A 19,565-nucleotide genomic window follows, 5' to 3' on the forward strand; every position below is an offset into this window, starting at 1 on the left:
GGAGACAAAACATGAACGCACCGCAATCCACCAGCACCTTGGCGCCGACCGTCAAGCTGCTGATCAACGGCCAACTGGTCGAATCCAAAACCACGCAATGGCGTGACGTGGTCAACCCTGCCACGCAGCAGGTGTTGGCCCGCGTGCCTTTTGCCACGCCCGAAGAGATCAACGCCGCGGTGGCCAATGCCAAGGAAGCGTTCAAGACCTGGAAGAAGACGCCCATCGGCGTGCGCGCCCGCATCTTCCTCAAGCTCCAGCAGCTGATCCGCGAGAATATGAAGGAGCTCGCCGCCATCCTGACGGCCGAGCAAGGCAAGACCCTGCCCGACGCCGAAGGCGATGTCTTCCGGGGCCTGGAAGTGGTCGAGCATGCCGCCAACATCGGCTCGCTGCAGCTGGGTGAGCTGGCCAACAACGTGGCCAATGGCGTCGACACCTACACCCTGAACCAGCCGCTGGGCGTGTGCGCCGGCATCACCCCCTTCAACTTCCCGGCCATGATCCCGCTGTGGATGTTCCCGATGGCCATTGCCACGGGCAACACCTTTGTGCTCAAGCCCTCCGAGCAAGACCCGATGGTGACCATGCGCCTGTGCGAGCTGGCCCTGGAAGCGGGCGTGCCCCCGGGTGTGCTCAACGTGATCCACGGCGGCGAAGACGCGGTCAACGCGATCTGCGACCACCCCGATATCAAGGCGATCAGCTTTGTTGGCTCCACCAAGGTCGGCACCCATGTCTACAACCGCGCATCGCTCAACGGCAAGCGCGTGCAATGCATGATGGGCGCGAAGAACCACGCCATCGTGCTGCCTGACTGCAACAAGGAGCAGTCGCTCAACGCGCTCGCTGGTGCGGCCTTTGGCGCGGCCGGCCAGCGCTGCATGGCCTTGTCGGTGGTGGTGCTGGTGGGCGAGGCACAGAAGTGGATCCCCGAGCTGGTCGAAAAGGCCAAGACCCTGAAGGTGTCTGCCGGTACCGAGTCCGGTACCGATGTGGGCCCGGTCGTGTCCTGCCAGGCGCTGTCGCGGGTGGAGAGCCTGATCGAGCGCGGCATTGCCGATGGCGCCAAGCTGGAGCTCGATGGCCGCAAGCCTGCCGTCGCCGGCTTTGAAAAGGGCAACTTTGTCGGCCCAACGGTCTTCTCTGGCGTCAAGCCCGGCATGGCCATCTATGACCAGGAAATCTTTGGCCCGGTGCTCTGCATTGCCGAGGCCGCCGATATCGATGAAGCCATTGCCTTCATCAACGCCAACCCCAATGGCAACGGCACCGCCATCTTCACGCAAAGCGGCGCAGCTGCGCGCAAGTTCCAGGAAGAGATCGATGTCGGCCAGATCGGCATCAATGTGCCGATTCCTGTGCCCGTGCCGCTGTTCTCGTTCACCGGCAGCCGCGCCTCCAAGCTCGGCGACCTGGGCCCCTACGGCAAGCAGGTGGTGATGTTCTACACGCAGACCAAGACCGTGACGGCCCGCTGGTTTGACGACAGCACCATCGCCCATGGGGTGAACACCACCATCAGCCTGAAGTAAGCGGACTTGGCGAGCACTGCAGCGGGCCTTTTCCGGGCCGCTGCAGTTTTGCGGCGATGATCTGGGCTATGCCTCATTTCCTTGCATTCCGCCCAGCGCTGCTGGCTCTGTTTTTTGCAGCCTCGGCTGCCCTCGCCCCGCAGACCGCGCTGGCCCAGGCCGGCGCGGCCTGTGTGAGCGGCGGCAATACCGAGCAAACCAATGCCTGCGCGGTGCAGGCCTTTCAGCAAGCCGATACCGACAACAACATCCTGTATGCCGATGTGATGCGCATTCTCTCGGCGCACGAGCGTCCGGCCTTGCGCCGTGACCAGAACGACTGGATACGCCAGCGTGCTGCCACCTGCAAGAAGCAGCAGGCCGCGCATGAGGCCCAGCCCGACTGGCCGCGCCGCTACCACGAATGCCTGGTGGCCGAAATCGGCAAGCGCAAGAAGGAGTTGATGGTCTGGCTGCATGAAGGCCCGCCGCACTAGCTGCTGCAAAAACCATAGCCAGCCGCGTTCACCACAAAACGCTGCTGCCCAGGCTTCCATGCCCGGCGCAGCACGATAAGAGACAGGAGACCAGCCCATGGATTTCGAGCTATCAGAAGACCAGCGCGCCTTTGCCGACACTGCACGCGCCTTTGCCCAGGCGGAACTCGCCCCGCATGCCGCGCACTGGGATGCCGAGGCCGTCTTTCCCCGTGAGGCGATTGCCAAGGCGGGCGAGCTGGGCTTTTGCGGCCTGTATGCCCCCGAAAATGCTGGCGGCCTGGCGCTGCCCCGGCTCGATGCCACCCTGGTGTTTGAGGAGCTGGCTGCGGTTGACCCCTCCACCACCGCCTTCATCACCATCCACAACATGGCGACCTGGATGCTGGGCACCTGGGCCAGCAATGCGGTGCGCGACGAGTGGGGGCCCCTGCTTGCCAGCGGCCAGAAGCTGGCCAGCTACTGCCTGACCGAGCCCGGTGCCGGCTCGGACGCCGCCTCGCTCAAGACCCGGGCCGAGCTGGTCGGCCATGACTACATCATCAATGGCAGCAAGGCCTTTATCAGCGGGGCCGGCGCCACCGACATGCTGGTACTGATGGCCCGCACGGGCGACGCGCAATCGGGCGCCTCGGGCATCAGCGCCTTTGCCGTGCCCGCGCACCTGGAAGGCATCAGCTACGGCAAGAAGGAAGAAAAAATGGGCTGGAACAGCCAGCCCACGCGTGTGATCAGCTTTGACAATGTGCGCATCCCCGCCAACCACCTGCTGGGCCGCGAGGGCGAAGGCTTCAAGATTGCGATGAAGGGGCTCGACGGCGGCCGCATCAATATCGCCACCTGCTCAGTAGGCGCGGCCCAGGGCGCCCTCACCCAGGCGCAAAGCTATATGCAGGAGCGCAAGCAGTTCGGCAAGCCGATTGCCAGTTTTCAGGCGCTGCAGTTCAAGCTGGCCGACATGGCCACCGAGCTGGTTGCCGCACGCCAGATGGTGCGCCTGGCCGCCAGCAAGCTCGATGCCGGCGCGCGCGATGCCTCCACCTACTGCGCGATGGCCAAGCGCTTTGCGACGGACGCGGGCTTCAATGTCTGCAACGATGCGCTGCAGCTGCACGGCGGCTACGGCTATATTCGTGAGTACCCGCTCGAGCGCCTGATGCGCGACGCCCGGGTGCACCAGATTCTGGAAGGCACCAACGAGATCATGCGGGTCATCATCGCCCGGCGCATGCTCGATGGGGATGCGCCTGAGGCCATCCGCTGAGCAGGCGCTGCCTTGCCCCCTCCTGCCCAAGCACCCTCCCACCATGCCACGCCGCCCTTTGGACCCTGAAACCCTGCGCCTCATCGACGCCGTGCGCCTGGCACTGGCCGAGCAAGCCGTGGGCGTCTCGGTGGAAGAGAAAACCATGTTCGGCTGCCATGTGTTCATGGTGGACGACAAGATGTGCCTGGGCGTGGAGAACGACGAGCTGCTGGTACGCATTGCGCCTGAAACCCATGCCCAGGTGGCAGAACTGCCGGGAGTGCGGCCGCTGTCGTCCAAGGGCTTGATGGATGGCTATTTTCTGGTGGGGCCCGCCGCCTATGCCACGCGTGAGGCCTGGCAGCACTGGATCGATGCGGCGCTGGCCTTTAACCCGCGTGCCAAGGCCACACCGAAGAAAAAGCCCAAGGCGGCCGCTTCCGACCCCTCTGCCAAGCCGCTGAAAAAAACAAAAACCGCCAAAGCGGCTGGCGATGCGGGCCCAACGCCTGCCGCCCGCAAACGCCACAGCGTGTTTGACAGCGATCTTTGAACTATGAATCCGACGCTGTCTTTCCCTATCCATGCCAACCAACAACCCTGTGCAATAACACTTCAAGGAGACAAATATGGCAACTATCGCATTCATCGGCCTGGGCAATATGGGCGCGCCCATGGCCATCAACCTGGCCAAGGCGGGCCACCAGGTCCGCGCTTTTGACTTGAGCCGCGAAGCGGTGGCCAAGGTGGTGGCAGAAGGCGGCAGCGCCGCGACCAGCGCCCAGGAGGCCGTCGATGGCGCCGAGGTCATCGTCAGCATGCTGCCCGCCAGCCAGCATGTCGAAGGCCTGTTTCTGGGCAACGGCAGCCAGGCGGGGCTGCTGCAAGGCATCGCCAAGGGCGCGCTGATCATCGACAGCTCCACCATCGCGGCAGCAACCAGCCAGAAAGTGGCCAAGGCCGCGCAGGCGCTGGGCATTGGCTTTATCGATGCGCCGGTCTCCGGCGGCACCGGCGGCGCGATTGCCGGCACGCTGACCTTTATGGTCGGCGGCAGCGCAGCAGATCTCGAGCGTGCCCGTCCGCTGCTCGAGAAAATGGGCAAGAACATCTTCCACGCCGGCGATGTGGGCGCGGGCCAGACCGCCAAGATCTGCAACAACATGCTGCTGGGCATTTTGATGGTGGGCACCAGCGAGGCGATTGCGCTGGGTGTTGCCAATGGCCTGGACCCCAAGGTGCTCAGCGAGATCATGCGCCGCAGCTCGGGCGGCAACTGGGCACTGGAGGTCTACAACCCTTTCCCCGGCGTGCAGGAGGCCAGCGCCGCCACGCGCGGCTATACCGGCGGCTTTGGCACCGACCTGATGCTCAAGGACCTGGGCCTGGCGCAGGAAAGCGCGATGACGGTGAAGGCCAGCACCCCGCTGGGCGGCATGGCGCGCCAGCTGTATGCGGCGCACAGCATTGCCGGCCATGGCGCAGAGGACTTCTCCAGCGTCATCAAGATGCTGCAGAAAAAGGGCTGAGCCCCAGCCCGGCTCCGGCGGCCGGTGATCAGCGCGTGGCCGGCGGCTCTGACAGCGCCATCACCATGCGCGCCACCAGGTACAGGCGCGGCGCAATGCAGTCCAGCAGGATGTATTCGCCATACATGTCATGCGCGCCATAGCCGCACACGCCCATGCCCTCGACCACCCCACCCCGGGTGTTGAGGGCGGCAAAAGCGGCATCGGTGCCGCCGCCCAGCGCCACATCGTTCACATGCAGCGGTATGCCCAGCTCATCCTGGTAGATGGCCTTGGCCTGCGCGGCAATGCGGCGTGCCGCATCGCTGGCCTGCATCGGCGGGCGGCGCAGCTCAAAGCGGGCCGTCACCTTGCTGTCAGACAGCAGGCGGTTCTTGATTTTTTCCTGCACCGCATCCTGCAGCGCCTGAAAATCCTGAGCCCGCAGCGCCCGCGCATCGGCCTGGGCCTGCGCATGCGGCGGTATCACATTGCGGGTGGTGCCTGCCTGTGCGATGGTCCAGTTCAGCTTCAGGCCGTTTTCGGGTTGCGACAGGTCGCGCATCTGCAGCAGCTGGTGCGACAGTTCATACAGCGCATTCACCCCTGCTTCGGGCTTGGCCCCGGCATGCGAGGATTTGCCCTGCACATCCAGGAACATCGCGCCAATGCCACTGGTGGCCAGGTGCAGGGTGCCCTGCAGGCCGCCACTCTCGAAAGAGAAGATGGCATCCTGGTCGCGCGCCAGTGCGCTGATCAGCCGGCGCGAGCCCGGCGAGCTGATCTCCTCATCGCTGTTGAACAGCACGGTGATCTCGCCAAAGCTGTCATAGCCCAGCTTTTGCAGCATCGCGATGCTGTGCAGCACCAGCGCCACGCCCTGCTTTTCGTCCTCGACACCCAGGCCGTAGACGCGATCGCCCTCAATGCGGAACGGCTGCTTGTCCACATCGCCGCGCTGGTAGACGGTGTCCATATGCGCAATCATCATGATGCGCGACTGCCCCCGGCCCTTGAAGACGGCCTGCACCATGGGGCCGACCTGCTCGGGCGTATCTTCCAGCCGCACCACATCGCTGGCCGGAATGATCTGCACCTCGCCGCCCAGTGCTTTGAGCCGCTCGGCGGCCACCTGGGCGATATAGCTGACACCGCCATAATCGCGGCTGCCCGATTCGATATGCACCAGGTTTTTCAAGGTCGCCAGCATGGGCGTTTGCTCTGCCTGCGCAGCGGCATAGACGGCGGGCTGGGCTTGGGCGGGTGGTTGGGCATGGCCAGGCAGGGTCCAGGCCAGCGCCAGCCACAGGCAGTGAGAGACTAGAGAACGGGCAGACGGTCGATCAGGCATGGGGCCATGATAGTACGGGTTTGACAACAAATTGTCACAAAACCGCCATCCAGGGAATGCTGCGCCGCGCGCTGGGACTGAACTCCCTACAATCCCCCTTCTTTGAGAAATGATCTTTGCAAGCCATGACTGAGACCGTGCAATGGATGGCCGACGGCACGCCCTACAGCCCCCGCTTTGCTGACCGTTACCACAGCGAAGCCGCCCATGCACTGGCCCAGGCCGAGCAGGTGTTTCTGGCCGGCTGCGGTCTGCCCCAGGCCTGGGCCGGCCAGCCGCAGTGGCGCATTCTGGAGACCGGCTTTGGCTTTGGGCTCAATTTTCTGGTCACCTGGCATGCCTGGCAGCAAGACCCGGCCCGCCCTGCATTGCTGCACTTTGTCTCGACCGAGGCCTTTCCCATTGCGGCGGCTGACCTCTTGGCGCAGGCGCGCAAGTTTCCCCATCTGCTGCCGCTGGCCGAAGAACTCGCCGCCCAGTGGTGGGGGCTGCTGCCGGGCGTGCACCGCCTGCGCCTGGCCGGTGGCCGGGTGCTGCTCAGCCTGCTGATTGGTGACAGCCAGGCCATGCTGCGCCAGCAAGAGCTGGTGGCAGACAGCATCTACCTGGACGGCTTCAGCCCCGCGCGCAACCCCGATATGTGGAGCCTGCACAGCTTGAAGGCCGTGGCACGCTGCGCCCGGCGCGGCACCCAGCTGGCGACCTGGACCATCGCCGCCCAGCTGCGCCGCGACCTGGCCCAGTGCGGCTTTGAAGTGCGCAAGGTGCCGGGCGTGCCGCCCAAGCGCGACAACCTGCAGGCAAGCTTTGCTCCCCAGTGGGAGCCCCGCAAGGCGCCGCTGTGGCCGCTGGGCGCGCAGGCCCTGCCGGCGCGCCTGGCAGGCGGCGGCGGGCAGGCGGCCATCATCGGCGCGGGCATTGCGGGAGCTGCCTGCGCGCGCCAACTGGCCCTGCGCGGCTGGCAGGTCACCGTGCTCGATGCCGCCAGCCATCCGGCCGCCGGTGCCTCCGCACTGCCCGCCGGCATTTTTGCGCCCCACACCAGCAGCGACGACAGCCCCCTCTCGCGCATCACCCGTGCCGGCCAGCGCTGCAGTCTGCAATGGGCGCAGCAGCTGCTGCAAGCAGGGCTGGATTGGGAGATGACCGGGGTGCTGGAGCGCCGCCAGCTCGCCACCCCGCCCGATGAAAGCGCTGCCCTCAGCGACAGCCTCGCAGCCGCGCCCACGCGCCGCAGCGCCCATGAGCGGCCACCCGCCTGGAAGGACACCTTGGCCGCGCCTGCGGCCGACTGGAGTGAAGAGGCCAGCGCCGCCACACTCGAAGCGCTGGGCTTGCCGGCCGATACCCCCGCGCTTTGGCACCCACGCGGCGGCTGGCTGCGGCCGGCTGCGCTGGTGCAGACCTTGCTGGACCACCCGGGCATCCGTTTTGTCGGCGATGCACCTGTGCATGCGCTCGATGCGCTGGCAAGCGAAGACGGCCAGCCCCAGTGGTGCCTGAGCGATGGCCAAGGCCAGCCATGGGCGCAGGCCGATCTGGTCGTCCTCTGCGCCGGGCCGCAATCGGCCAGCATCCGCATCAACGGCCAAAGCCTGGCCGCTGCCCAGGCGCTGCAAACCATTCGCGGCCAGGTCAGCTGGGGCCGCTATGCCGAAGGCCAGGCGCCCGCGGCCCACCAGCCGGTCAACGGCCATGGCAGCTGGGTGCCCTATTTCCGCATTGGGCAGACGGGAGACGCGGCCTGGGTCATGGGATCGAGCTTTGAGCGCGGCCAAGTCGCACTGCCGCCGTCGGCCGACGATGCCGCCGCAGCGCATGCCGGTAATGGAGCCAAGCTGCAAACCCTGCTGCCGGAAGGCCACCGGCCGGATGCGCAGGCCTTTGCGCGCGCCCAGCACTGGGCCCAGCTGCGCTGCGCATCGACCGACCGGCTGCCGCTGGTGGGCCCGCTGCTGCCCGCCCAGGCGCTGCCTGAAGGCCTGACCAGCCCTTGGGTCGCCACGGCGATGGGGTCGCGCGGGCTCACCTGGGCGCTGCTCTGCGCCGAGCTGCTGGCCGCCCGCCTGCATGCCGAGCCCTTGCCACTGCCCAACCCACTGGCCCTGGCGCTGGCCAGCGACCGCTACTGCAAATAAGCGAGCGCTTTAGCGCGAGGGGCGGATGCGAATGCCGTCTTCGCCCCGCCCTGTCCATGGGATGCCCTGCGGCGCCCCCTATGCCTTTTTAGACTGAGGGGCGGATGCAGCGCCACCTCCGCTCCGCCCTGTCTTTGGGGCGCCCTATTGCGCCCATATGCCATTTGCTCACTAGCATTCGCCATTTTCATATAACTCAATGTCATACAGGACTGAGAAAAATGTAGTTTGAGTTTATATGAAATTTTTTTACAGTACATCGCAACAGCCCAGCTCCGCCGCCATTGGGGCAGCGGGCACACCAGGGCTCGGTAGCTGCAACTTCCGCACCACGATGTACCAATACACCCCATTTGATCGCCAGTTTGTCCAGGCCCGAGCAGACCAGTTCCGTGACCAGCTCCAACGCTGGGAAACGGGCCGGCTGAGTGAAGAAGAATTCCGCCCGCTGCGTCTGCAAAACGGCTGGTATGTGCAACGCTACGCACCGATGCTGCGGGTGGCAGTGCCTTATGGCGAGATCAACTCCGCCCAGATCCGTGTGCTGGCCCGCATTGCCCGCGAGTACGACGCACCCGAAGCCCAGCTCTACCAGGATGCGCTCAAGACCCAAGGCGCGATGGGCACCACCTACCTGCCCACGCACTACGCGCATTTCACGACCCGCACCAATGTGCAGTTCAACTGGATTCCGCTGTCCAAGTCCGCCGATGTGATGGACCTGCTGGCGAGCGTCAACCTGCACGGCATCCAGACCAGCGGCAACTGCATTCGCAACACGACGACCGATGCGCTCGCTGGCGTGGCCGTGGACGAGCTGGTGGACCCCCGGCCCTATGCCGAGGTGCTGCGCCAGTGGACCACCCTGCACCCCGAGTTCGCCTTCCTGCCGCGCAAGTTCAAGATTGCGATCAGCGGCTCGCAAGAAGACCGCGCCGCCACTGGCTGGCACGATGTCGGCCTGCACCTGACGAAGAACGAAGCCGGTGAGATCGGCTTCAAGGTGTTTGTCGGCGGCGGCATGGGCCGCACGCCGGTGATCGGCACTCCGATCCGCGAGTTTCTGCCCTGGAACCAGGTGCTCAACTACATCGAGGCGATTGTTCGCGTCTACAACGAGCGCGGCCGCCGTGACAACAAGTACAAGGCCCGCATCAAGATCCTGGTGAAGGCCGAGGGCCAGGTCTATATCGACTCGGTGGAAGAAGAGTTCCGCCAGATCGTCGAGGTTGATGGCGGCCCGCACACCATCCCCCAGGCCGAGTTTGACCGCGTGGCGGCCTGCTTTGTGGCCCCCGACCTGTCGGGCTACCCGCAGGTCAACGCCACCGAGGCCAAGCATCAGCTGACCGAGCAAGGCGTGCGTGAGCCAGCCTTTGGCCGCTGGGTGAGCCGCAATGTGCGCGCCCACCAAAACCCGCAGCTGCGCGCGGTGGTGCTGTCGTTCAAGCGCGTCGGCCAGGCGCCGGGCGATGCCTCGGGCGAGCAGCTCGATGCGCTGGCCCAGCTGGTGGACCAGTTCTCCGCCGGCGAAGCCCGTGTGACCCACGACCAGAACGTGGTGCTGCCCTGGGTGCATGTGAGCCAGCTGCATGCGCTGTGGCTGCAGGCCAAGGCCCTGGGCCTGGCCAGCACCAATGTGGACCTGCTGACCGACATGATCGCCTGCCCCGGCGGTGACCTCTGCGCCTTGGCCAATGCCCGCAGCCTGCCGATTGCAGCAGCCATTACCGAGCGCTACCAGGACCTGGACGAACTCGACGACATCGGCGACATCGACCTGCATATCAGCGGCTGCATCAACAGCTGCGGCCACCACCACAGCGGCCATATCGGCATCCTGGGCGTCGACAAGGACGGCAAGGAGTGGTACCAGATCACCGTGGGCGGCTCTGACGGCGCCACCTTGTCGGGCGCGCCCCAGGCTGGCAAGGCCATTGGCCCCTCGTTCAGCGCTGCCGAAGTGCCCGGCGTGATCGAAGCCGTGCTGACAGCCTACCGCGATCTGCGGGGCAACGGCGAGCTGTTTATCGACACCGTGCGCCGCGTGGGCCTGGACCCCTTCAAGGAAGCGGGCAAGTCCGCCCGCCTGCCCGAAGCCGCTGACACCGCCGCAGAAACCACCCAAGCCTGAGCATTGAGCAGAACAACGATGAGCATTCCGAACGATTTCCAGATCCTGGCCGCCGGCGACCACCAGCCCGCTGGCGAAGGCGACCGCAGCGTGCTGCTGCTGGCCAACGATGCCGATGCGCTGCAAGTCTCGCTTGATGGCGTGGAGCGCATTGACCTCGACTTTCCGTCTTTCACCGATGGCCGCGCGTTCAGCCAGGCCTACCTGCTGCGCCGCCGCCGTGGCTTCAAGGGCGACATCCGTGCGCTGGGCGATGTGCTGATCGACCAGCTGGTGCAGATGCACCGCACCGGCTTCAGCAGCGCGGTGCTCAAGGAAGGCGTGGACGTGGCCGATGCCGCGCGCCAGTTCGAGCGTTTTGCCGGTTTTTACCAAGGCGACGTGGAAGCCAAGCCCCATTTTGACCAGGCCGCCGCATGAGCACGACCACCCTCACCCCCCAAGAACTGGCCCGCGTGAATGCCGAGCTGGGCAAGGACGCCGCAGCCCTGGTGCGCTGGGCGCTGTCGCTGGGCCAGACCAGCATCGTGACCACCAATTTCCGCCCCTTTGAAGCGGTGATCCTGCACCTGGTGAGCCAGGTCCAGCCCGATGTGCCCGTGGTCTGGATGGACAACGGCTACAACACCGAGGCCACCTACCGCTTTGCCGACGAGGTGACGCGCCAGCTGGGGCTGAACCTGCAGATCTACCTGCCACGCCGCTCGCGCGCCCACCGCGAAGCCATTGAAGGCGCCACGCCCGCGCTGGATGATCCGCGCCACGCCGCCTTTACCGAAGAGGTCAAGCTCGAGCCCTTTGCCCGCGCGCTGCGCGAGACCCAGCCGCGCGTGTGGTTCACCGCGCTGCGCGCCACCGACACGGCCGTGCGTGCCCAGATGGATCCGGTCAGTCTGAACCCCGATGGCCTCATCAAGGTCGCACCCCTGCTGCACTGGTCGTCCAAGGATCTGTACGACTACTGCGAACAACACGGTCTGCCCAACAACTTCGACTATGTGGATCCCACCAAGGGCGAAGACAACCGCGAATGCGGCCTGCACATTGCGCACTGATATCGCCCACTGACCGCATGCAGCCCGCCCGACAAGAAAGTCCATCCGATATGAACGCCCGTGTTGAAACCGATGTGCTCAACCACCTGAGCAACCAGCACCTCGATGCGCTGGAAGAAGAAACCATCTTTATCCTGCGCGAAGTGGCAGCCGCCTTTGAGCGCCCAGCGCTGCTGTTTTCCGGCGGCAAGGATTCGCTGGTGATGCTCAAATGCGCCGAAAAAGCCTTTGGCGCCGGCCGCATCCCCTACCCCTTGCTGATGATCGACACCGGCCACAACTTCCCCGAAGTGACCGATTTCCGCGATCTGCGCGCCAAGGAACTGGGTGCCGATCTGATCGTGCGCAGCGTCGAGGACTCGATGGCGCGCGGCACCGTGCGCCTGGCCCACCCCGGCGAATCGCGCAATGTGCACCAGTCGGTGACCTTGCTCGAAGCGATCGAGGAGTTCCGCTTTGACGCGCTGATTGGCGGCGCCCGCCGCGACGAAGAAAAGGCCCGCGCCAAGGAGCGCATCTTCAGCCACCGCGACAGCTTTGGCCAGTGGCAGCCCAAGGCCCAGCGCCCCGAGCTCTGGACCCTGTTCAACACACGTCTGGCCCCGGGCGAGCATTTCCGCGTGTTCCCGATCAGCAACTGGACCGAGCTCGATGTCTGGCAGTACATTGCCCGCGAAAACATCGCGCTGCCCAGCCTCTACTACGCCCACCAGCGCGATGTGGTCGAGCGCAAGGGCCTGCTCGTGCCCATCACGCCGCTCACCCCGGCCCGCGACGGCGAAACCGTCGAGAGCCGCACCGTGCGCTTTCGCACCGTCGGCGACATCACCTGCACCTGCCCGGTGAGCAGCGATGCGGCCTCGGCCGACGACATCGTGCTGGAGACGCTGGCTGCCGATGTGAGCGAGCGAGGTGCTACCCGCATGGACGACAAGACCAGCGATGCCTCGATGGAAAAGCGCAAGAAAGACGGATACTTCTGATGACTACCGATACCCTGACTGCCGTGCGCGCCCCGGCCCAAGACCACCTGCACACCGCATCGGCGCTGCGCTTTATCACCTGCGGCTCGGTCGATGATGGCAAATCCACCCTGATCGGCCGCCTGCTGGTCGACAGCAAATCGGTGCTGCAAGACCAGCTCGCCGGCGTGCAGCGCAGCGGCGAGACCGACCTGGCCCTGCTCACCGATGGCCTGTCCGCCGAGCGCGAGCAAGGCATCACCATCGATGTGGCCTACCGCTACTTCGCCACCGAAACGCGCAAGTTCATCATTGGCGATGCGCCCGGCCATGAGCAGTACACCCGCAACATGGTGACCGCTGCATCGAGCGCCGACGCCGCCGTGGTGCTGGTCGATGCCACCAAGCTGGACTGGCAAAACCCCCAGCTCGCGCTGCTGCCCCAAACCCGCCGCCACAGCCTGCTGGCCCATCTGCTGCGTGTGCACTCGCTGGTGTTTGCGGTCAACAAGCTCGATGCGGTGGCCGACCCGGCGCTGGCCTTTGCCAATATCCGCAATGCGCTGGCCGCCTTCGCCCAGGCGGCCGGCATCACCGTGGCAGCCACTATTCCCGTCTCGGCCCTGAAGGGCTGGAACGTGGTGACTGCGCACCCTGACTGGGCCGGCTACCAGGGCCCGAGCCTGCTGCAGCTGCTCGAGACGCTGCCCACCACGCCCGCTGACGCTGGTCAACCGCTGGCGTTTTCGGTGCAATGGGTGGAGAAGTTCTCCGCCTCGGCCGACACCCACCAGGGCCGCCGCATTTTCTGGGGCCGTGTAGGCACCGGCGATGTGGCGCCCGGCACTGCGGTGCAGATTCTGCCCAGCGGCCAGCGCGCCAGCGTGGCCCAGGTGCTGGACCACACCCGCAAGCCCATCGCACGCGGCGCAGGCCAGAGCGCCGGCATCGTGCTGGACCGCGAGGTCGATGTCTCGCGCGGCGACTGGATCATTGCGGCCCCGGCAGCGGCTGCGACCAATGCCGCCGACGATGATTTTGACACCCCCGCCGAGCAGCCTGCCTGGCCCGCAACGCGCGAGATCACCGCCACCATTGCCTGGATGGACAACGAGCCCCTGCTGGCCGGCCGCGTGTACTGGGCGCTGCATGGCCGCCGCTGGATCAAGGCCAAGGTGCGCAAGGTGCTCAACCGTCTGGATATCAACACCTTGGAGCGTCAGGCGGCCGAGCAGCTCGAACCCAATGCCATTGGCCGGGTGGAGATCAGCCTGCAAGAAGCGATTCCGGCAGCGTCTTTTGTGCACTCACGTGAATTGGGCTCGCTGATCCTTGTGGACACGGCCTCCAACAGCACGGCCGCTGCGGTACTGGTGGAGTAAAGCCAGCAGTCCCGCAGTTAAAAACCACGTTATTCGGAGGTCGGCTAGGTGCTTGTGCACAAAAACCGTAAAATCCTCCGCTGTTTGTTTGTCTGAATCACTGGCGAAAACCATTCCATGACCCACGTCGTCACCGAAAACTGCATCAAGTGCAAATACACCGATTGTGTGGACGTCTGCCCTGTTGACTGCTTCCGCGAAGGCCCGAACTTCCTGACCATCGATCCGGACGAATGCATCGACTGCGCCGTCTGCATCCCCGAGTGCCCTGCCAACGCCATCTACGCCGAGGAAGATGTGCCCGCAGACCAGCTGGCCTTTATCAAGCTCAATGCCGAGCTGGCATTGGCCGATGGCTGGAAGAGCATCACCAAGCGCAAGGCGCCGATGGAAGGTGCCGACGAGGCCAACGGCCAGCCCGACAAGCTCAAGGACCTGATCCGCTGAGCCAGCTTATGCAGGGATGCCACGCTGTGATGCCCGCGCCCTGAACCCGCCAAGCCAGCCTCCGTGCTGGCTTTTTTATTGTTTGCGCCCCACCAGAGCCACCGCCATGCACAGCGCCGCCTTTGCCAACACCCCCCAGCCCCCGTACTACGCCGTCATCTTCACCTCGCAGCGTACCGACACCGAACACCAGCCCTATGCCGACATGGCCGATGCGATGGTGCTGCTTGCTGAGCAGCAACCTGGCTTTCTGGGCGCCGAAAGTACCCGGGGCAGCGACGGCCTGGGCATCACCGTGTCGTACTGGCAGACCGAGGAAGACATCCGCCGCTGGAAGGCCCAGAGCGACCACCTGGTCGCCCAGCGCATGGGCGCCGAGCGCTGGTATGCACATTACCAGGTACGGGTGGCCAGGGTGGAGCGGGCCTACGGCATGCAGCACGCCAGCGCAGCCTGAACGTGGCATGCCCCGCGCCATGGGCCATGGCGCAGGGCATGCAGTTGGAGCCGATGGCCCCAGATTTACAGCTTGATCTCGCGGTGCTCGCCCATGCCATCGGGTCGTTCACCGGTCACCGCTGATTTGGCCATCTTGAACAGCTGCACCAGCTTGTTTTCTTTCACATCCCAGTATTCGGCAAAATCAACCCGCGCCACCAGGATCTGCAAATTGGGATCGGCCGGGCCATCGGGAAACCAAGCTTTAGCCATGGGGCTGAACAACTGCTCTTTCAGCGCCAGATCGTCACTGAGGGATCCCGTTGCCGATACCGAAACATAGCTGTCCTTATTGGGATCGGCGTAGGACACATTAATGGCGCTGGAGGTGCTCAGGCACCGCGACAAATCAGAGTCCCTACCCAGCAGGAAATACAAATTTTTATCCTCATCCATGCCCTCTTTGTTGGCCGTGGTCATCGGCGCGGCATGCAGGCTGCCATGTTCATGCTGGTGGGTGATCATCGCAAAGCGAATGTCCTTGATGAGTTCCCACAATTTTTCACGCGGATTGTCTTGGGCCATGGCGCAACTCCTGTCGAATTGGAAAATTTCACTGTATCGACGGGTCTGCGCAGCCCATGTAAGGCAAATACCCTCCCTCGGATCGGCGCTTGCAGGGTCTGGCTGTGCTGGCTTGGCGCTCCAGCTGTAGTCCCGGCTGGAGGCACAAGTTGATTCAACGCGGCCACAACCCCATGGGATGCGTGAGCAGAGAGCCCCCAAGGAGCGCGCAAGGCGCTCCTGCTGGAGACTCGGCTTAGCGTTCAGCCGCCGCCATCGCCGCCACCACCTGCTGCAGCGCTGCCGGGTCTTCCATCGTCGACAGATCGCCCGTGTCGCGCTTCTCGGCCACCGCCTGCAGCGCGCGGCGCAGCAGTTTGCCGCTGCGCGTCTTGGGCAGCGTAGCGACAAAGTAGACGCGCGCCGGCCGCGCCACGGCACCGAGCTGGGCATCGACATGGTTGCAGACGGATTTCTCCAGCGCGCTGCAGGCGGCGCTGTCGCCCGCCACCGCATTGCTGCGCGGCACCGCAAAGGCCAGCGCGACCTGGCCTTTCAAGGCATCAGCCACGCCCACGACGGCAACTTCTGCAATATCGGGGTGGCCGGAGATGCTTTCCTCGATCTCGCGTGTGCCCAGGCGGTGGCCAGCGACATTGATCACATCATCGGTGCGGCCCAGGATAAAGTAGTAGCCATCCTTGTCGCGCACACCCCAGTCAAAGGTGCTGTAGACCAGGCGGCCGGGGATGCTCTTCCAGTAGGTGTTGACAAAGCGCTGGTCATCGCGCCAGACGGTCATCAGGCAGCCAGGGGGCAAGGGGCCTTCGATGGCGATCACGCCCTTTTGCATCGGCTCTACCAGCTCGGCGCCGGTATCGCCATCGATCAGCTTGATATGGTAGCCAAACACGGCCTTGCCCGGGCTGCCAAAGCGCGATGGCTGGGGTTCAATGCCGTTGCACAGCGTCAGGATCGGCCAGCCGGTCTCGGTCTGCCAGTAGTTGTCGATGATGGGGCGCCCGATGGCGCCGCTGATCCAGCTGGCTGTGGGCTCATCGAGCGGCTCGCCGGCCAGCCACAGCGCCTGCAGGCTGCTCAGGTCGTACTTGCTGAGGTACTCAGGGTCCTGCTTTTTGAGCACACGGATCGCGGTGGGCGCCGAGAACATGTGCGTGACCTTGTATTTCTCGACCAGGCTCCACCAGATGCCCGGGTCCGGGCGCAGCGGCACACCCTCGTACATGAGGGTGGCCATGCCGCCAATCAGCGGCGCATAGATGATGTAGCTGTGGCCCACGACCCAGCCGATATCGCTGGTGCAGAAAAAGGTCTGGCCCGGCTTGGCATCGAAGATCGCCGGCAGGCTGGCGGCCAGCGCTACCGTGTAGCCGCCGGTGTCGCGCTGCACGCCCTTGGGCTTGCCGGTGGTGCCGCTGGTGTAGAGCGTGTAGCTGGGGTGGGTGGCCTCCACCCATTCGCAGGGCACCTGCGCATCCAGATGCTGGGCACGCAGATCGGCCCAGAGGTGGTCGCGGCCCGGCACAAGCTGCATGGGGGCCAGGCCCCGGTCCACCATCAGCACCGCCTGGGGTTGGTGGCTGGCCAGCGCAATGGCCTCATCCAGCAAGGGCTTGTAGGGCACAACTTTGCCGGCGCGCGAGCCGGCATCGGCGCTGATGATGACCGTGGGCTGGGCATCGTCAATCCGGGTGGCGAGCGAGCCCGAGGCAAAGCCGCCAAACACCACCGAATGGATGGCGCCGATGCGCACGCTGGCCAGCATCGCAATGGCGGCCTCGGCAATCATCGGCATGTAGATCTGCACGCGGTCGCCCTTTTTGACGCCCAGCGCCAGCAGCGCTGCGGCCATGCGCTGCACCTCGCGGTACAGCTCGGCATAGCTGTAGCTGCGCTCGGTATGGGTCTCGGTCGATACCGCAATCAGCGCGGCCTGGTCGCCGCGCTCGGCCACATGGCGGTCGATGGCGTTGTGGCAGAGGTTGGTCTGGCCGCCGACAAACCAGCGCGCAAATGGCGGGTTGCTGTAGTCACAGATCTGCTGGGGCGGCACATGCCAGTCGATGCGCTGCGCCTGCTCGGCCCAGAAGGCATCGCGGTCATGGATCGAGCGGGCGTAAAAGTCGGCAAAACGGCTCATCGAAGTCTGTCTCCATCTTTTGTTGTGCAGCCATTATTTCCCTTTGTCTTGCATCCCGCTGACAAATGTGCGCAGGGCTGCGCCGGCCAGCCTGTGGTTTTCCCGCATACACGCGAGCAGCCCAGAGGGGCTTTTGCAGCGCCCTGCACAGTTTCCGCGCTGGCTGGCCCGGGCGGCACCCGGCATCGCGCACAATCAGCGGCATGGCGCACCGCCCCGGTGCTGCGGCGCGCCGGATGACGAAGGATGTCCCATGCTCAATGGCTTGTGGCTGGGTTTTTTTGTGGTGGCGGCCATGGCCGCATTCGCGCAGTGGCTGCTGGGCGGCAATGCCCAGATATTTGGCGACATGGTGCAAGCGCTGTTTGCCATGGCCAAGCTCTCGGTCGAGGTGATGGTGCTGCTGTTTGGCACGCTCACACTCTGGCTGGGCTTTTTGAAGATTGCCGAAAAGGCTGGCCTAGTCGATATGCTGGCCCGCTGGCTCGCGCCCTTGTTTGCCCGGCTGATGCCCGATGTGCCGCGCGGCCACCCGGCCTTGGGCCTGATGACCCTGAACTTTGCCGCCAACGCGCTGGGGCTGGACAACGCAGCCACTCCCATCGGCCTCAAGGCCATGCGCGCGCTGCAAGAGATCAACCCCTCGCCCACCGCGGCCAGCAATGCGCAGATTTTGTTTCTGGTGCTCAATGCCTCGTCGCTGACCCTGCTGCCGGTGACCATCTTCATGTACCGCATGCAGCAAGGCGCGCCCGACCCAACCCTGGTCTTTCTGCCGATCTTGCTGGCCACCTCGGTCTCGACGCTGGTGGGCCTGGTGTCGGTGGCCATCGTGCAGCGCCTGCCGCTGTGGCACCCGGTGGTGCTGGCCTATCTGCTGCCGGTGGGCCTGGTGCTGGCTGGATTCATGGCCTTTTTGGCGACCTTGACGTCCACGGCGATGGCGCAGGTGTCGTCCCTCCTGGGCAACCTCACCTTGTTTGGCCTGGTGGTGCTGTTTGTCGTGGTGGGCGCGCTGCGCAAGGTGCCCGTATACGAGAGCTTTATCGAAGGCGCCAAGGAAGGCTTTGATGTCGCCAAGGGCCTGCTGCCCTACCTGGTGGCCATGCTCTGCGCCGTGGGCCTCTTTCGCGCCTCCGGCGCGCTGGGCTATGCGCTTGACGGCATCCGCTGGCTGGTCGACCTGAGCGGCATGGACACGCGCTTTGTCGATGCGCTGCCTACTGCGCTTGTCAAGCCGTTTTCGGGCAGCGCTGCGCGCGCCATGCTGATCGAGACCATGCAAAGCCATGGCGTGGACAGCTTCCCGGCGCTGGCCGCCGCCATCATCCAGGGCAGCACCGAGACCACCTTCTATGTGCTGGCGGTGTACTTTGGCGCCGTCGGCATACAGCGCGCGCGCCATGCGGTGCCTTGCGCGCTGCTGGCTGAGTTCTCGGGCGTGGTGGCCGCCATTGTGGTTTGCTACCAGTTCTTTGGTTGATTGCAGACGAGACATCTTCAGGAGTTGCCATGACCAGCAGCAGCGCAGACGCCCAGATTTTCAGCGCCGCCTGGGACCGTGCCTGGCAGGACCTGGGCCTGACCCCGGCCACGGATGCCTTGCCGCAGCTGTTGGCAGCGCATGACGGGCCTGATCGCCATTACCACGGCCTGCAGCATATTGCCGAATGCCTGCAATGGCTGGAGCAATTGCGCCCACAGGTAGCGCAGCCGGCGGAGCTGGCGCTGGCTTTGTGCTTTCACGACGCGATTTATGACCCGCAGGCCAAGGACAATGAGCTGCGCAGTGCCCAGTGGGCGCAAGCGGTGCTGCAGTCAGCAGGTGCCGAGCCAGATGCGGTGCTGCGCGTTGATGCGCTGATCATGTCCACCTGCCATTTCCTGCCCGCGCAAGCGCAGCTGCCCGAAGACAGCGCCTGGATGCTGGATATTGATTTGTCCATCCTGGGCGCGCCCGCCGCGCGTTTTGCGCAGTACCAGGCGCAGATCCAGGCCGAATATGCCTGGGTGCCCGCTGCCGACTATGCGCTGCGCCGACAGGCGGTGCTGCGCAGCTTTTTGCAGCGCCCGGCCATTTACCAGACGGTGACCATGCAGGCCCGGCTGGAGGCGCAGGCGCGCGATAACCTGCAGCAGGCGCTGGCGGTAGCCTGATTCAATACCGC

General features: G+C 65.0%; 18 protein-coding genes. 15 read left to right on the forward strand and 3 right to left on the reverse strand.

All coding sequences use genetic code 11. The features are described 5' to 3' along the window. The first annotated feature begins 11 nt into the window (after positions 1-11). The 5 genes from WH265_RS01175 (at position 12) to mmsB (ending at position 4,786) form a co-directional block, all read left to right on the forward strand. Positions 12-1,535 carry a CoA-acylating methylmalonate-semialdehyde dehydrogenase gene (locus tag WH265_RS01175; protein WP_339537193.1) on the forward strand — a complete coding sequence of 508 codons (1,524 nt, stop codon included), beginning with the start codon at positions 12-14 and terminating at the stop codon, positions 1,533-1,535. 68 nt (positions 1,536-1,603) lie between these two features. Continuing rightward, positions 1,604-2,011: a lysozyme inhibitor LprI family protein gene (locus tag WH265_RS01180; RefSeq protein ID WP_339557071.1), complete on the forward strand. Its 408-nt coding sequence runs from the start codon at positions 1,604-1,606 to the stop codon at positions 2,009-2,011. A gap of 97 nt (positions 2,012-2,108) precedes the next feature. Next, a complete protein-coding gene (locus WH265_RS01185) occupies positions 2,109-3,275 on the forward strand; it encodes an acyl-CoA dehydrogenase family protein (RefSeq protein ID WP_339557072.1) in 1,167 nt (388 codons plus the stop codon). Positions 3,276-3,318: 43 nt separating this feature from the next. Next, the gene (locus WH265_RS01190; protein WP_339557073.1) at positions 3,319-3,810 is read left to right on the forward strand and encodes a TfoX/Sxy family protein; all 492 of its coding nucleotides are present in this window, start codon (positions 3,319-3,321) and stop codon (positions 3,808-3,810) included. A gap of 76 nt (positions 3,811-3,886) precedes the next feature. After that, a complete protein-coding gene (gene mmsB / locus WH265_RS01195) occupies positions 3,887-4,786 on the forward strand; it encodes a 3-hydroxyisobutyrate dehydrogenase (protein ID WP_339557074.1) in 900 nt (299 codons plus the stop codon). Positions 4,787-4,814: 28 nt separating this feature from the next. On the opposite strand, the gene WH265_RS01200 is transcribed toward mmsB, so the two are convergent. Next, complete coding sequence (locus WH265_RS01200) at positions 4,815-6,116, reverse strand: glutamate carboxypeptidase (protein WP_339557075.1); 1,302 nt, start codon at positions 6,114-6,116, stop codon at positions 4,815-4,817. Positions 6,117-6,241: 125 nt separating this feature from the next. Between WH265_RS01200 and mnmC the strand changes: the two genes are divergently transcribed. From mnmC to WH265_RS01240, 8 genes are all read left to right on the forward strand, one after another. Then, on the forward strand, positions 6,242-8,254 hold the full coding sequence (gene mnmC / locus WH265_RS01205) for an FAD-dependent 5-carboxymethylaminomethyl-2-thiouridine(34) oxidoreductase MnmC (RefSeq protein ID WP_339557076.1): 2,013 nt from the start codon (positions 6,242-6,244) through the stop codon (positions 8,252-8,254). 334 nt (positions 8,255-8,588) lie between these two features. Next, a complete protein-coding gene (locus WH265_RS01210; protein WP_339557077.1) occupies positions 8,589-10,388 on the forward strand; it encodes a nitrite/sulfite reductase in 1,800 nt (599 codons plus the stop codon). Between the two features lie 18 nt (positions 10,389-10,406). Further along, positions 10,407-10,808, forward strand: coding sequence for a DUF934 domain-containing protein (locus tag WH265_RS01215; protein ID WP_021025803.1), 402 nt, complete (start codon positions 10,407-10,409; stop codon positions 10,806-10,808). Then, the gene (locus WH265_RS01220) at positions 10,805-11,443 is read left to right on the forward strand and encodes a phosphoadenosine phosphosulfate reductase domain-containing protein (RefSeq protein WP_021025804.1); all 639 of its coding nucleotides are present in this window, start codon (positions 10,805-10,807) and stop codon (positions 11,441-11,443) included. Before WH265_RS01215 ends, WH265_RS01220 begins: the two co-directional genes overlap by 4 nt. A gap of 50 nt (positions 11,444-11,493) precedes the next feature. Beyond that, entirely contained in the window at positions 11,494-12,426 is a 933-nt protein-coding gene (gene cysD / locus WH265_RS01225) for a sulfate adenylyltransferase subunit CysD (RefSeq protein WP_116923949.1), read from the forward strand. Continuing rightward, entirely contained in the window at positions 12,426-13,787 is a 1,362-nt protein-coding gene (locus tag WH265_RS01230; RefSeq protein WP_339557078.1) for a sulfate adenylyltransferase subunit 1, read from the forward strand. The genes cysD and WH265_RS01230 overlap by 1 nt, the downstream gene beginning before the upstream one ends. Before the next feature lie 117 nt (positions 13,788-13,904). Then, positions 13,905-14,234, forward strand: coding sequence for a ferredoxin FdxA (fdxA, locus tag WH265_RS01235; protein ID WP_021025807.1), 330 nt, complete (start codon positions 13,905-13,907; stop codon positions 14,232-14,234). Between the two features lie 106 nt (positions 14,235-14,340). Further along, positions 14,341-14,691, forward strand: coding sequence for an antibiotic biosynthesis monooxygenase family protein (locus tag WH265_RS01240; RefSeq protein WP_339557079.1), 351 nt, complete (start codon positions 14,341-14,343; stop codon positions 14,689-14,691). Between the two features lie 65 nt (positions 14,692-14,756). Here WH265_RS01240 and WH265_RS01245 read toward each other — a convergent pair whose 3' ends face one another. After that, positions 14,757-15,257 (reverse strand): pyridoxamine 5'-phosphate oxidase family protein, encoded by a 501-nt coding sequence (locus WH265_RS01245; protein WP_021025809.1) that lies wholly within the window; start codon positions 15,255-15,257, stop codon positions 14,757-14,759. A gap of 235 nt (positions 15,258-15,492) precedes the next feature. Then, positions 15,493-17,397 (reverse strand): propionate--CoA ligase, encoded by a 1,905-nt coding sequence (locus tag WH265_RS01250; protein ID WP_339557080.1) that lies wholly within the window; start codon positions 17,395-17,397, stop codon positions 15,493-15,495. Between the two features lie 253 nt (positions 17,398-17,650). Here WH265_RS01250 and WH265_RS01255 point away from each other — a divergent pair, with 253 nt between their 5' ends. Next, complete coding sequence (locus tag WH265_RS01255) at positions 17,651-18,880, forward strand: nucleoside recognition domain-containing protein (protein ID WP_339557081.1); 1,230 nt, start codon at positions 17,651-17,653, stop codon at positions 18,878-18,880. 29 nt (positions 18,881-18,909) lie between these two features. Beyond that, complete coding sequence (locus tag WH265_RS01260) at positions 18,910-19,554, forward strand: HD domain-containing protein (protein WP_339557082.1); 645 nt, start codon at positions 18,910-18,912, stop codon at positions 19,552-19,554. Positions 19,555-19,565 lie beyond the last annotated feature (11 nt).

The sequence above is a fragment of the Comamonas sp. MYb396 genome (assembly GCF_037479555.1).
In the GTDB taxonomy this organism is placed as follows: domain Bacteria; phylum Pseudomonadota; class Gammaproteobacteria; order Burkholderiales; family Burkholderiaceae_C; genus Comamonas.

Bases quoted from the DNA above. Each gene is read 5' to 3' on its own strand.
- WH265_RS01200 (WP_339557075.1), bottom strand. From the start codon at position 6,116: ATGCCTGATCGACCGTCTGCCCGTTCTCTAGTCTCTCACTGCCTGTGG.
- fdxA (WP_021025807.1), top strand. From the start codon at position 13,905: ATGACCCACGTCGTCACCGAAAACTGCATCAAGTGCAAATACACCGAT.
- WH265_RS01250 (WP_339557080.1), bottom strand. From the start codon at position 17,397: ATGAGCCGTTTTGCCGACTTTTACGCCCGCTCGATCCATGACCGCGAT.
- WH265_RS01175 (WP_339537193.1), top strand. From the start codon at position 12: ATGAACGCACCGCAATCCACCAGCACCTTGGCGCCGACCGTCAAGCTG.
- WH265_RS01220 (WP_021025804.1), top strand. From the start codon at position 10,805: ATGAGCACGACCACCCTCACCCCCCAAGAACTGGCCCGCGTGAATGCC.
- WH265_RS01255 (WP_339557081.1), top strand. From the start codon at position 17,651: ATGCTCAATGGCTTGTGGCTGGGTTTTTTTGTGGTGGCGGCCATGGCC.
- WH265_RS01185 (WP_339557072.1), top strand. From the start codon at position 2,109: ATGGATTTCGAGCTATCAGAAGACCAGCGCGCCTTTGCCGACACTGCA.
- WH265_RS01230 (WP_339557078.1), top strand. From the start codon at position 12,426: ATGACTACCGATACCCTGACTGCCGTGCGCGCCCCGGCCCAAGACCAC.
- cysD (WP_116923949.1), top strand. From the start codon at position 11,494: ATGAACGCCCGTGTTGAAACCGATGTGCTCAACCACCTGAGCAACCAG.
- WH265_RS01260 (WP_339557082.1), top strand. From the start codon at position 18,910: ATGACCAGCAGCAGCGCAGACGCCCAGATTTTCAGCGCCGCCTGGGAC.
- WH265_RS01240 (WP_339557079.1), top strand. From the start codon at position 14,341: ATGCACAGCGCCGCCTTTGCCAACACCCCCCAGCCCCCGTACTACGCC.
- WH265_RS01190 (WP_339557073.1), top strand. From the start codon at position 3,319: ATGCCACGCCGCCCTTTGGACCCTGAAACCCTGCGCCTCATCGACGCC.
- WH265_RS01245 (WP_021025809.1), bottom strand. From the start codon at position 15,257: ATGGCCCAAGACAATCCGCGTGAAAAATTGTGGGAACTCATCAAGGAC.
- WH265_RS01180 (WP_339557071.1), top strand. From the start codon at position 1,604: ATGCCTCATTTCCTTGCATTCCGCCCAGCGCTGCTGGCTCTGTTTTTT.
- mmsB (WP_339557074.1), top strand. From the start codon at position 3,887: ATGGCAACTATCGCATTCATCGGCCTGGGCAATATGGGCGCGCCCATG.
- WH265_RS01210 (WP_339557077.1), top strand. From the start codon at position 8,589: ATGTACCAATACACCCCATTTGATCGCCAGTTTGTCCAGGCCCGAGCA.
- WH265_RS01215 (WP_021025803.1), top strand. From the start codon at position 10,407: ATGAGCATTCCGAACGATTTCCAGATCCTGGCCGCCGGCGACCACCAG.
- mnmC (WP_339557076.1), top strand. From the start codon at position 6,242: ATGACTGAGACCGTGCAATGGATGGCCGACGGCACGCCCTACAGCCCC.